The organism is Mesorhizobium caraganae (genome assembly GCF_016836705.1).
GTDB lineage: Bacteria > Pseudomonadota > Alphaproteobacteria > Rhizobiales > Rhizobiaceae > Mesorhizobium > Mesorhizobium caraganae.
In genome coordinates, this window is the sequence record NZ_JAFCGY010000062.1 from 1 (window position 1) to 12,391 (window position 12,391).

General features: G+C 61.8%; 4 protein-coding genes and 8 pseudogenes. 3 read left to right on the top strand and 9 right to left on the bottom strand.

All coding sequences use genetic code 11. The annotated features are described in order from the left end of the window. Nucleotides 1-76 precede the first annotated feature (76 nt). A pseudogene (locus tag JQK88_RS36800) lies at nt 77-378 on the top strand (transposase family protein); the annotation flags it as partial. Between the two features lie 151 nt (nt 379-529). Here the strand turns inward: JQK88_RS36800 and JQK88_RS34800 are convergent. From JQK88_RS34800 to JQK88_RS34830, 6 genes and pseudogenes are all read right to left on the bottom strand, one after another. Further along, on the bottom strand, nt 530-1,741 hold the full coding sequence (locus tag JQK88_RS34800; RefSeq protein ID WP_203281076.1) for an NAD(P)/FAD-dependent oxidoreductase: 1,212 nt from the start codon (nt 1,739-1,741) through the stop codon (nt 530-532). 329 nt (nt 1,742-2,070) lie between these two features. After that, nucleotides 2,071-2,548: pseudogene (locus tag JQK88_RS37085) on the bottom strand (aldehyde dehydrogenase family protein); the annotation flags it as partial. Nucleotides 2,549-2,638: 90 nt separating this feature from the next. Continuing rightward, a pseudogene (locus tag JQK88_RS36810) lies at nt 2,639-3,126 on the bottom strand (transposase); the annotation flags it as partial. A 203-nt stretch (nt 3,127-3,329) separates the two neighbouring features. Next, nucleotides 3,330-4,211: a carboxylating nicotinate-nucleotide diphosphorylase gene (gene nadC, locus JQK88_RS34820; RefSeq protein ID WP_203281080.1), complete on the bottom strand. Its 882-nt coding sequence runs from the start codon at nt 4,209-4,211 to the stop codon at nt 3,330-3,332. 1 nt (nt 4,212) lies between these two features. Beyond that, nucleotides 4,213-5,400: pseudogene (locus JQK88_RS34825) on the bottom strand (L-aspartate oxidase); the annotation flags it as partial. A 9-nt stretch (nt 5,401-5,409) separates the two neighbouring features. After that, nucleotides 5,410-7,002, bottom strand: a complete 1,593-nt coding sequence (locus JQK88_RS34830) for an ABC transporter substrate-binding protein (protein WP_203281084.1) — start codon at nt 7,000-7,002, stop codon at nt 5,410-5,412. Nucleotides 7,003-8,094: 1,092 nt separating this feature from the next. On the opposite strand from JQK88_RS34830, the pseudogene JQK88_RS36815 reads away from it, so the two are divergent. Together JQK88_RS36815 and JQK88_RS34840 are read left to right on the top strand one after the other, a co-directional pair. Next, nucleotides 8,095-8,217 (top strand): annotated as a pseudogene (locus JQK88_RS36815) (transposase); the annotation flags it as partial. 1,051 nt (nt 8,218-9,268) lie between these two features. Next, nucleotides 9,269-10,873 (top strand): serine hydrolase, encoded by a 1,605-nt coding sequence (locus JQK88_RS34840; RefSeq protein ID WP_203281088.1) that lies wholly within the window; start codon nt 9,269-9,271, stop codon nt 10,871-10,873. Nucleotides 10,874-10,927: 54 nt separating this feature from the next. Here the strand turns inward: JQK88_RS34840 and JQK88_RS34845 are convergent. The 3 pseudogenes from JQK88_RS34845 to JQK88_RS34855 form a co-directional block, all read right to left on the bottom strand. Beyond that, nucleotides 10,928-11,708: pseudogene (locus tag JQK88_RS34845) on the bottom strand (transposase family protein); the annotation flags it as partial. A 2-nt stretch (nt 11,709-11,710) separates the two neighbouring features. Then, nucleotides 11,711-11,989 (bottom strand): annotated as a pseudogene (locus JQK88_RS34850) (IS110 family transposase); the annotation flags it as partial. Next, nucleotides 11,990-12,391: pseudogene (locus JQK88_RS34855) on the bottom strand (IS481 family transposase); the annotation flags it as partial.

The window sequence follows — 12,391 nt, forward strand, 5'->3', positions numbered from 1 at the left end:
TGGCAGCACCACCCGCCAATAGCTGGTCGAGAAGCTCGTTCGGTATCGCAGGCTCTTTGCGTCGGGACATAGTGGGATTCCTTTTTACCCATTATGCCCGCCCGTACACGGAAATCCTGACAGTCCCTTCAAAAGCCATCATTTCGATCACTATGTCGTCCTACGATGCCTGCTCTGGTACCTTTCCGACAATCTCAGCCTTCGCGGCCTGGAAGAGATGATGGCCGAACGCGGCCTGAGCGTCGATCAATCCACCCTGCATCGCTAATCGTGCACTTTTCGCCGCAACTGTTGGAGCGGTTCAACCGGTGCAAGCGATCCGTCACTGGCAGGTGGCATATGGATGAGACCTACAGCAAGGTCCGCGGACGATGGATGTAATCTATCCTCAGGCTCTTGCGCGCCATGGCCGACCGGAGCGCATGAATATAGCGACCACGAAAACTGAGGCTACCTCTGGGTTACGAAACTCCAACGTCTCGCTCAAGGAACAATCCATGATGAATTCCAAGCCACTTCAAATGGCAGATCAGTCTAAGCGCTTGGCCGGATCTAGCGAATGTTGCGAGATCTGGCGCTGAAGCCAAGCGGTGTCGGCGGCCTGGCTGCCGAAGCGAGCGGGAGCGCAGTGAGATGTGTCGAAGCTCGGCTTAACATGGGTTACAAGCTCGGCGGTGAGGCGTCCTGCCATCGCCGACCAAGTGACGCCTTCGGAATTCATAGCTGTGCAAAGGAACAGTCCTTCGACATCCGGCCAGGGCCCGATCAAGGGTGAACCATCTGGGGTGAATGATTCGGGGCCATTGATGAAGCGGCGGATGGGTGCGTCACCTAGAATTGGGAAAATCTCCATCGCACTCTGGAAATAGGGCGCGATCTTGTCCCAGTCGGGATTAAGCAGGGTGAAGGCGAAAGGATCGGGTAGGGCGGCTGCATCAATCGTCTTGGCGTTCTCGTCGAAGAAACCGACGAGCATGCCGCCCGCCTCCTCGCGACCGTATATCCGGCGCTCGGACATCGAGAAGGATGGAGTTGATGCAGCTAATCGCGGTGTTACGTCTGCGATAACGTAGAAATGCTCGCAGGACCATTGTGGTAGGGCGATACCGCTGGTCGCAAGCAGTAGACGGGACCACAGCCCACCCGCGACAACCACGGCATCTGCGGCAATGGGGCCGGTGGATGTGCTGAGACCGACAATGCGGCCGCTACGGATTTCCAGTCCGGTTGCCCTGCAATTCTCGACGATACGAACCCCGCGTTGCCGAGCGCCGCGCGCATAAGCAGCGGTAAGATCGGCGGGATTAACGCGGCCGGAAAGAGGATTGAGCCAAAAGAACGCAGCGGATGCGGGATCGAGCAGAGGATGCAGGCGACCGGCTTCCTCGCGCGAGAGCATGCGCCCGGCGATGCCTCGCATTGTGGCTCCACGATGGTACGATTCATACGTGCGTATGGCATCGGCGTCTTGAGCGAGAAACAAGCGCCCAGTCTTCAGCCACCCCGTGCTTTGCCCGGTTTCCCGCTCAAGTCTCTCTATTGTATCGAAGGCGTAGAGCACACTTGAGTCGTGACTGGGTACCGGGCGCCAAGTAATGTTACCAGCCGAATGCCAGGTTGTGCCGGAGCCCAGTTGCTCGCGCTCCAGCAATACAATGTCGCCCGCGCCCGCATTCGCCAAGTGCCAGGCGACGCTGCAACCGACAACTCCTCCGCCGACAACCACAATACGGCGACTCATGACTTGCCATCCACTGACGTTTTGTTCGTAGAACCCGCGCAACTTTAAGGTCGCGATCCCGTATATGGACGCCAAATTGCAAAGACCCAGGATACAAATGGGTCATAATCTATCCGTGTTTGATCGAAATGCGCGGGGCAAAGCGTCAGTGAAAATTCTCCCCGAAGCAATTCCGTACGGGCTGGTGTGCGCGATGTAATGCACTCGTCCTGCCGCTCTTCGTGCCATCGCAGGATTGCATTCGAGGTGTAGCTCCATATCGATTTTGTAGGGGGACGGCCGCCACGGAACCTCGAGGAAGGTGGCGGTCGGGGTTCGGCCCGCCTGGTTCTTTTGATCTGGTCCGAACACTGCCTCATGAGCAGCCGCCAGACCTCGGTCGACCCAGTGAAGCTGATTCTTGCGAACCTTGGGGTTAGAGTAAAGTTCGCCGCCAGCATCGCCTTCCGATGCGTAGATCATTTGAGAACGCCAACAAGAAAACCCGCCATCCGGGCAAGAGTTAGCATAGCACCGGCGACGAGAGGTGTTTGCTCCGCGGGTTTCAGAACAATCACGCAGCCGGCGGCAAGCGCCGGCGAAATCTTGCGCGCGACCATCGAGGCGGGAAAATTCCAAGGGGTATCCGACCACGCCAATCGGCTGTTTGATCACCAGCATATGCCTGTCGTTAGATGGCGGCGAAATCGTCTCGCCATAGATGCGATTGGCCTCCTCGGCATACCATTGGAGAGAGGCTGCAGCGTGGGCAATTTCAGACTTCGTCTCTGCAAGTGGCTTACCCATTTCAGTCGTCAAAATGGCTGATTTGCGCTTCGTCCAGGTAGGTGGAGTTGCAGATTGACCCGGCCACCGGGCTGCAGGTGCGGGAGGCCGCACCGTTGAGGATGCAGCGGCGACCAAGGCGCCATCGGGCTTGGGAGGACGGCCAATTCGCCCCCGTTCGCGGCCTTTCGAGCGCTCGGAGATGTTGGATCGGGCGACGTCCAGCGTCTCGCACACCGCCTTCATCGGGAACCGCCGTTCGGCCACGACAACGACCGCAACATTTTTTTGAGCCCGCCGCCGCGAGCGCGTCCTTCAGGATCTCGGCCTCCATCGTCTTCTTGCCGAGCAGGCGCTGAAGCTCGCGCACCTGGTTCTGCAACGCCCGATACTCCGATGCCGCCACGACCTCACCCTCGGCGCAGTCAGCGCCCCTTACGCCGCAGCTTGCGCCAGTGGAAGAGCTGGTTGGGTTGAACGCCGTTGCGCCGGGCGACAAGGCTCACCGTCACGTCAGGCGCGTAGGTCTCCTCGACCATCGACAGCTTCTCGGCCGTCGTCCACCGCCGCCGACGCTCGCGGCCGTCCAGAATCTCAATCTTCGGAATGCTACCAGTCATAGACATCACATTACTCCTATCCCTTATCAAGATGGAGATCGTGTCCGGATCATTTCGGGGGCTATTTCACCGCCCCTGGCGCCGCCAGCAGGCTGGGACCGCAGGTCGTTGGAGGGCCCGCCGCATGCGTCGTGAGGCTCGCGTCGAGCACCTTCCGGCGTCGCGCGTAGTTCCAAACCTGATACTGCTTCATTCCATTTCAATCAGTTCAAGTGCGTGCAGATGTTCCCGTCGACGGGGATGTCCAGGCCGATGTCGAGGATCGGCGCGCTATGTGTCAGCCATCCGACCGAGATCAGGTCGACGGCGGTGGCAGCGATCGCGGGAGCGGTTTTTTCCGTAACACGACCGGAAGCTTCGGTGATGGCGCGGCCACCAACCATTGCCACCGCGCGAGTGAGATCGTCGACTGACATATTGTCCAGCAGAACCGCGTCGACTCCCAGTCCAAGCGCGATGTCGAGCTGTTCCAGCGTGTCGACCTCGACCTCAATTTTCACCATGTGGCCTGCGGCGGCGATCGCCCGCTCGATTGCCGTGCGGATGCCCCCGGCGATCGCGATGTGGTTATCCTTGATCAGCACGGCGTCGTCGAGCCCGAAGCGGTGATTGGCGCCGCCGCCAACCCGCACGGCGTATTTCTCCAGCGCGCGCAGCCCGGGCGTCGTCTTTCGTGTGCACACGATCCTCGCCTTGTGGCCCCGCACGGCGTCGACAATCGCCGCGGTGGCAGTGGCAATGCCGCTCAGGTGGCACAGGTAATTGAGTGCCGTGCGCTCGGCCGTGAGCAGGCCCCGCGCCGGTCCGCACAGCTTCGCGATGGTCTCGCCGGCCGCGACATCGCTGCCGTCAGGGCGACAGATGTGCATGTCGACCGCAGGCTCCACAAGCAGGAAGGCGAACGCGACCAGATCGAGCCCGGCAACGACACCCGCCTGCCGCGCCCTGAGCAGCAACGTGGCCGTGCAATCATCGGGGATCACCGCATCGCTGGTCAGGTCGCCGCATCTGCCCAGGTCTTCCAGAAGGGCGCTGCGCACGATCGGTTCGATCAGGGTCGCGGGAAGGGGTGAGAATGATTTCATGTCAGGTGCTCCGTGTCGGGGCCCGCCAGCCGAGTGCGACCGCGGCCTGGATTGCCGTGCGCAATGTCAGCCGTAACGAGCGTGCATCTGCATCGCGCCCGGGGAAATCGGACCGATAGTGCGAACCGCGGCTCTCTTCTCGCCCCAGGGCCGCGATAGCGATCATCAGCGCCACCAAAGCCGGATCGGACGCGGCCTGGTTGACAGTGGCGATCTGCAGCAGTGCGGCTGCGGCCTCGCGCAGCGTCTCGCCGTCCCGGATGATGCCGAGTGCAGCGGAGACGACCGGGCGTATGCACGAAGGGTCTGGCCGCGGGGGCACGAGCGTATACAACAAGCGCCGGCGGCAGCCCGGCGATGCGCCGACGACGCTTTCGGCAACCCAGCCGGCTGTCGCCACCGCTTCCGTGAGCGAGTTGCTGGCGAGGCGGTTGGCGCCGTGGAGCCCCGTGCATGCAACCTCGCCACATGCCCACAGGCCTTCGACGGAAGTGCGGCCGGTAGCGTCCACCGCCACGCCGCCCATGTGATAATGCGCCGCCGTGCGCACGGGTATCGGCTCGATGGTGAGATCGATGCCTGCCTCTCGGCAAAGCTGCGCGATGGTCGGAAAGCGCTTCCCAAATCTCGGACCGAGACATTGCCGGGCGTCTAGAAACACGCGACGCCCGGCAGCAAGCTGATGCCACACGGCCCGCGCGACCACGTCGCGCGATGCGAGCTCGCCGCCAGGCGCGTCGGCGAGGAATCGCTGTCCTTTATCGTTGACGAGCACCGCGCCTTCGCCGCGCACCGCCTCGCTCACCAGCGGCATCGGCCGCCGCGGACCGTCGAGCGCGGTCGGGTGGAACTGCACGAATTCGAGGTCGGCGAGTTCTGCCCCAGCGCATGCGGCGAGCGCCAGGCCATGCCCACATGAGCCAATCGGGTTCCTGGTATCGCTAAACAGGCCGCCGATACCGCCGGTCGCGAGCACCACGCGAGACGTGGACATTGTGACTGCGCCCTTGCTTCCAACCGCGAGCACGCCGGCGATTGCGCCATCTTCCACGAACAGGCGGCGCGCCTCCATGCCCTCCAGGACTGTGATTGACGGCACGCGCCGCACGGCGGCCGCCAATGTGCGGACCAGCTCGCGGCCTGTGGCGTCGCCGGCGGCATGCACGATTCGACGGCACGAGTGGGCGGCCATTGCGTCTCAGGTCTTCTGCATGTTCCAAAACGGAATCCACGCCGGCACGCCGATGAGGCCTGTGAGCGTCTTGCGGCGCGCGATTGGCACGACACTTTGACCTATCAGAACCTGCGGCACATAGTCCCACCATATTCGCTGCATCTTGCGTGCCAGCGCCTTGCGCTCTTCGAGCGTTTCGACATCCGCCCATTTGACCCGAAGAGCCTCATATTCGCCGCTCTGCGGCCAGCCGAACCAACCTTTTTCGCCATTCATGGGCAGGGTGACGTCGGTGATGACATTGCCGAGGCTCGCTTCAGAATTCCCAGTGATGAAGATGCTCCAGCCTCCGTCTTCAATGGGGGCCTTATTCGCGCGGCGAGCGACAACCCCGCCCCAGTCGCTTGGCGCAAGCTCGGCATTGACCCCAATGTTCCGCAATGTGGCTGCCAGAAGCTGAGAGGCATTGCTTGCCTCCTTCCAATCCGTGGGCTGCAGGATGACGACTTTCTCGCCTGCATATCCCGCCTCCTTGAACAGTTGCTTGGCCTTTTCTGGATCGCCACCCTTTTTGAACCATCCGGTATTTTCGTCATTGGATACCGGCGTTTCGTTTCCAAACATCGAAGTGACGGTGCGGAAGTATTTTGGGTCACCAAACGCGGCGCGCAACATAGCCTCCTGATCGACCAGGTGAAGCATCGCTTGGCGGGCCTTCACATTGTCGAACGGCTTTTGCAGACAGTTCATGCGCACGAACATGTCACTGCCCGCCTTGTCGAGAACTTGGAGTTCAAGGTTGGGATCGCTCTCGATCATCGCTAAGAGATCGACCGGCGGCAAGAGCAAGAAATCAATTTCACCTGCTTGCAACGCCGCGAATGCAGTCTGCTGATCGGCGGATAAGCCGGTGTCCCAAATGACACGATCGACCTTTACGACCTTCCCGCCGGCCAGTCCGTCGGGCGCCTCGTTGCGTGGTGCGTATTTTTCGTTGCGGTCGTAGGTGAAGCTCGCGCCTTGCTTGGCAAGAGCGTGATTGAACTTGAACGGCCCAGATCCGATATTCGCGGTCACCTGCTCCGCTGGAGAAAGACTAGCGTCCTTCTCGCGCATGATGAATGGGCCTTGGAAGCCCAGGATGGTGAGCAGAGCCCCCAACGGTTCCTTGAGCGCGATTGTGAAGGTCTTGTCATCCTTTTTCGAAATATCCTTGGCCCGCGCCATAAGCAACTGCCCGCCGGGAGCCACTTGGCCCCAGCGACGGATCGAGGCCACACAGTCCGCCGCGGTAACGGCGGTGCCGTCGTGCCAGCCCAGACCATCGCGGAGTTCGAACGTATAGGTTTTCTTGTCGTCGGATACGTCCCACTTTCCCACCATCTGCGGATGGGGCACAAACTTGGAATCGGTCCCGAATAGCGTATCGTAAATCGCGAAGGCATGGGTGAAGGTGACGTCAGCCGTTGTAACGACCGGGTCAAACACACTGAGGTTCTCTATCACCATACGGACCGTTCGGTCGGGGGAAGTTTGCGCCCGCAGGACGGAAGGGAACGACAACGCCGTTCCGGCGGCGATGCCCACCTTGAAGAGATTGCGTCGAGAGATTGTCATGTTCAGTCCTCCCATTTGAGCCACTGGCGCCGTTGACCCGCGCTTATTCGGTCTTGTCGATACCACGATCGAAGGATTCGCCTGCCGGCTGTTGTAAACGCCTGATTGGGCGGTGGCATCTTGCGAACGCTAGCACCCGGGAGAGGAGAGCTTGCTTCAAAATGCATCAACTACTGAAATGCGAGCCGCACAGAGCGGCGTGGTTTGAAATGCGCCGCGCGGTCTGCTGCAGTTGCGTATCTCGCCGTCGCATGGCGGAGTGTCAAAAGGGAAAAGACCGGCATGGCAAGAGACGTTTCCGCCGTGCTCGACGAGGTGTTTGACAATGCCAGAGCCCACCTAGACGTGATACTGTGCCGCAGGACCGCGCCGTCGCGAAGGACACCGCGCCCCTTGACGCGCAGACAGTCGCTCCGGTTGTCTCGCAGGATGTCCTGGGTTCTTTCGAGGGTTCCCGAGCTCAATTAAACCGGAACCTCGTCCTTATGACAATCCTCCATTCCTGCATCGGCCGCGATCTGTTCTGCGGGTGCTCGGATGATGGACGCGATGGCCGGATGCGCTTGCGACCGTAGGCGAATGCCCCGGCATGAGCCGGGTTTTTCAGCAGGTCGGTTACCATCCCGGATCGATCCCGATCTGCTTCTGACCCGTCAGCGTCGCGACCAACATGTCGATTACCTCCGGTGCACCGCCATGAGCGAACCGCCCCTGGATTTCCTCTCGAATGGTGAGCGCATTTGCGAGGCTCGAGGTCGTGAACGATGGAAGATCGGAAATCGAGACAGGTGAGCGTAGCGATATGATCGCCGATCGAATTCCATTCACAGCGAGCCTGGAACCTCCAATTGCACTTAGAGGCGCCAGAGATCGGATTCGAGTCAATAGCCATCAGCCAGCCGCGGCTTGAACCCGTGCGGCGAGCCAGATCAAGATCGCTCACCTCGTTGCCGTCGCGGTTGAGCACGGCCGGGTTGGTCATCGGGTGGCCGACATTGCGCCAGCATCAGCGAGCACGAGCGCAGCGTGACGAGCTTGCCGCCCGGCCCGGTGTACTCGACGTCCGGCTCGGGTGGCGCGAACTACAAGCCGTGCCGCCGTTTCATGACCATTCCTGGCGTGGGTCCGGTGACAGCATTGGCCTTCAAGACGGCCATCGACGATCTCGGTCGATTCCGGCGATGGAGCGATTTGGGAGAGCATCTCGGACTCACGTGGCCGCGCGCCATGCATCGTTGAGGATCCCAAGCGGCGCCAGTCACTACGCACAGGTCGTCGCCCGTATACTGAGCCGCTATCCTTTTCGTGCCAAGCATCGGCGGTATCAGCCGCCATTGGACCGAAAACACAGACGACGCCGACTTGGTGCTCGGCTGCCAATTGCTCGCTGATGCCGCCGAGACGATCCTCCGTGGCGGAAGCAGGGAAAGGCTGACAATCCGCATGGGGCCATGAGATTGGTCACCGCCTAAAACCGCCGTCAAGCGTGCCAGGCTGTACCCTTCCGGCCGAGCAATACTCATTCGGCTGGATCCCGCGGTCCGAAGCACGAGGGTCCCAACGGTGTTAGCCATTTTTCTGCGGGTCCGTTTCGCCAAAGACGAGAGCGAGATGCGGCCCTTGTGAACCGATTATCGAACGAAGCGCTACCGCGAAGCGAAGGAGGATGTCGCGCAATGCGCCTCCGTTCCGAGAAGATCGTAATCGTTGCGTTCCACCTCTCAGACAGGAGATCACCCAATGCCGAAATAGGCCCTCTGCGCCGACGCATCAACGAAGACATGACGATCCGCAATCTGTCGCAGGCCGAGCAGCGACCCTACGTCAGCGCCAGCGCCAATAGACGGTGTTTCGGCCGATCATTCGGACTGAACGCGCAGGCCGCTGGCCGCACATTCACCCTCGGCGCTCGTAGCGCTTCCACCAAACTGAATCCGCGGTCAATTATGTCGACGATCGCCTGGACGGTTTCGCCGGGATCCGCGCGCTGCCTCCAGCACCGGACGACGGCGGCATTCAAACCGCAACCGCTTTGTGCGGCTCGCATTTCAGCATTCGACGCATTTTGGCGCAAACTGTTCTTGCCCAGGTGCTACTGATTTCTAAGATTTCGCCGCCCGCTCAGCTGTTTTGCTTAAATGAGCGGTGAATCTTTCGCTCGTGGTGTCAACACCGCGCCACTAGCTCAAAAGGGTCAGGGAACTGGAACATGACTATCTCTGGACGCCCGGCGGCGTGGTCTGACGAAAGCGACCGAGGCAAGCCCATGATCAACGCCATCGACGAGGTCTTCTCCGGCTGGGATCGAGCCGGAGAGCCGGGCGCGGCGGTCGCCGTCATCGACCGCGGCACCGTCGTGCACAAGGCGTGCTACGGCCTGGCCGATCTCGAGCATGGCCAGCCGGTCACCGCCTCGTCGCTGTTCTACATCTGCTCGATCACAAAGCAGTTCACGGCGACCGCGGTCTTGATGCTGGCAGAGGCCGGAAAATGCTCGCTCGATGACGAGGTGCAGAAGCACCTGCCGGAGCTGAAGCGCTTCTCCGACAAGATCACGCTTCGCCATCTGCTCAATAATGCGAGCGGGCTCCGCGACCATCTGACCCTGCTGGCGCTCTCCGGCATCACGCTCGAGCAGCCGATCAGCCGCGACGAGTTGTTTGACCTCATCACCCGGCAGACCACGCTCGAATTTCCGCCTGCCGACCGCTTCCGCTACTGCAACGCCAACTGGGAGCTGCTGACGTTCATTATCGAGCGGCTCTCCGGACAGAGCCTCCGCAGCTTCCTTTCCGAACGGATCTTCCAGCCGCTCGGCATGCGCTCGACCCGCCTTTGCGACGACAATCTCGAGCTGGCGCCGTCGCTCGCGCGATCCTACAAGCCGGACGGGCAGGGTCGTTTCCGCAAGGACGAGTTCGGCATCACCTTGAGCGGCGGCGGCGGCATCGTCTCCACCCTGGACGATCTGATACTGTGGCACGCCAATTACCGGCAGAACCGCCTCATGCCGAAGGATCTGATGCAGCGGCTCTCGACCCGAGGGGTCACTCGCTGGGGCGAGAGGATCGGATACGCGCTCGGCTTGCGCGTGCTCGACTACCGCGGTCAAGCGCTCTGGATGCATGGCGGCGGGCTGGCCGGCTACAGGCTCGAGCTCTGCCACTTCCCCGATGCCGATCTCGGCATCATCGTCATGGGCAACCGCGAGGATTTCGAACCGACCGTGGCGACGCGACGCATCGCCGACCTAGTGCTCGGCCAGCGCCTGAAGCCGCTGCCGTCTGCGCCCAGGACGCCACCGGTCCAAAACCTCGTCGGTCGGTATTACGACCGCAAGCAAGGCCACACACTGGTGCTATCGGCCGAGGGCGAACGGCTCTGGGCGGAGGTGGTCGATTACTGCTTCGGCCTCGTGCCGGTCGCCGCCGACCGGTTCGAGACGCTGGTCGGCCCGCATCCATTCTCGATCACCATCGCCGAAATGGACGCCGGTCGGCCGCAGCGAATCGAGGCGGAAGCCGATGGCGGCCAGCGCCTCACCTTCGAGCGGGCGGCGGCCCCCGCTCTCACCGCATCGCCGCGCGCGGATTATGTCGGGGTCTATGCCGGGCCGGATCTGCCCTTCGCCTATCGGATCGAGAGCGCCGGCGGCGCGCTCTCCTTGCAGATCGAACGCTCATATCCGCGGTCGCCGATCTCCCCGCTGCAGCCACTGTTTGAGGATGTGTTCGCCTTCGGCGTGCCCGATCTCAACGAGACGCGGAGCGGCACGCTGCGCTTCGAGCGCGGGCCTGGCGGCAAGGTCACCGCCCTCGTCTTTAACTTCGGCCGCATCTCGAACCTCAGGCTCGCACGGCAGCCTGCATAAGAACGATCCACCACGGCGACACAGAGAACACGGAGGAACAATTGAAAGCCGCGCTTAGCGCGCCCAGAATTCGTCGGACGTGAACAATGAGAGGAATCGGGCTTCGAGTTCCTTCGGCTGACTTTGGAGGGCGGCGATGAGAAGCCACAAAAGAGCCTTCAGCCACCTGAGCACGAGGAAGAAATTATGGTCGGCGGCGGCCACGATGGCGTTGACGGCGTCGCCTTGCTTGCTGGCGAGTAGTTGCGGTCCATCCGGTGCTTGGCCTCGATGTGGCCGATTACGGACTCGACCGCGGAGCGGCGACGCATCTGGCGCTTGGTGGCCGGGGTGACGCGGCGTTTCTGGCCGCTGGTGAAGACCCTGAACTTGTGGCTCTCCGGTGCGTTGTGGCCGCCATAGCCCCGCGTCGGCGAGGATGCGGCTGATGTCATTGCCGATGGCCTTTTCCCTGTCGGGGATGACGCTTGCGAGCACGTGGCCGTCACAGGGATTGCTCGGCAGCGCTTTTGCCTGCAGGGCGAACTGGCCGCCCTTCGAGCGCTTCAGCGTGGTGGCTACCGACGCCTTCACCCCGAACTCGTAGGGCGCATGGGCGCATGGGCCTTGCCCTTGCCGATGCATTCCAACCCGTGCGCGTGCAGGCTGTAGATCTTGCGGCCGCGCTGGCGCTGACGCTGCTCGAAAGCGGTGACGGCCTGGTAGAGCAGCCATTTGAAGAGCGCATCCAGCTGCGCATCGCCGGCGATCTGGCGGGAGATGTCGCGAAGGGTCGGGCCGCATAGGTCTTGAGCCTGCGTAGCGCCTTGTTGGCCCGCTTGAACTGCTTGGCGTGGGGAGAACCTGCTTTGTCAGAAGCCCGCACTCGCGCAACATCGTGGCTTGCGATCGCCAGGAGCGGCCCGACCATCGCCATCACCTCACCATCTGCGCCGGCCAGCTCGCGCACGCGGCCCGCAAAGCGTTGCGCGACGGCGTGCCGAGCTTGATGTCGGCCTCGCGCAGGATCACCCGCACCAGTTCTTGATCAAGCGCATCTCGTTGAGCACCTGCGGTGGCCACCAGCAGCGGGCGCCACAGCCGGCACTGGCGGCTCTTGAAATGCACCTGCCGATACTAGATGTTCGGTCCCGCCATGTGATGGCTTGGGTTTAGCCTGAACCTTTGCGGCTGCTCAGTCCAGATTTTGCAGATGTGCTCGAAGGGGGTTAGGCCGCTAAGGCTCTTCAGGCGTTTGGCGAAATTGTAGGCGTCGAGGAATGTTGCCAGGTGGGCACGCAGTTGATCATGGTTTTCATAGTAGTAGCGGCGCACGGTGGGGTGCTCGATATCGTTGCGGGCGCAGGCCACGTCGAAGGAATGGGCTCGGAAGATTTCCTTGCGCTCGATCATCGCCCTGATCTCGGGGACGCTCCAGCTTGCGCCTCCGGGCACTGTGAAGTGAATGCCGTTGTCGGTGAGAACGGTGTGGATCTTGTAGGGCACCAGTTCGATTAGCTTGCGCAGGAAGTCGGCTGC

Coding starts and splice junctions, on each gene's coding strand:
- JQK88_RS34800 (WP_203281076.1), bottom strand. CDS start 1,741: ATGAGTCGCCGTATTGTGGTTGTCGGCGGAGGAGTTGTCGGTTGCAGC.
- nadC (WP_203281080.1), bottom strand. CDS start 4,211: ATGAAATCATTCTCACCCCTTCCCGCGACCCTGATCGAACCGATCGTG.
- JQK88_RS34830 (WP_203281084.1), bottom strand. CDS start 7,002: ATGACAATCTCTCGACGCAATCTCTTCAAGGTGGGCATCGCCGCCGGA.
- JQK88_RS34840 (WP_203281088.1), top strand. CDS start 9,269: ATGATCAACGCCATCGACGAGGTCTTCTCCGGCTGGGATCGAGCCGGA.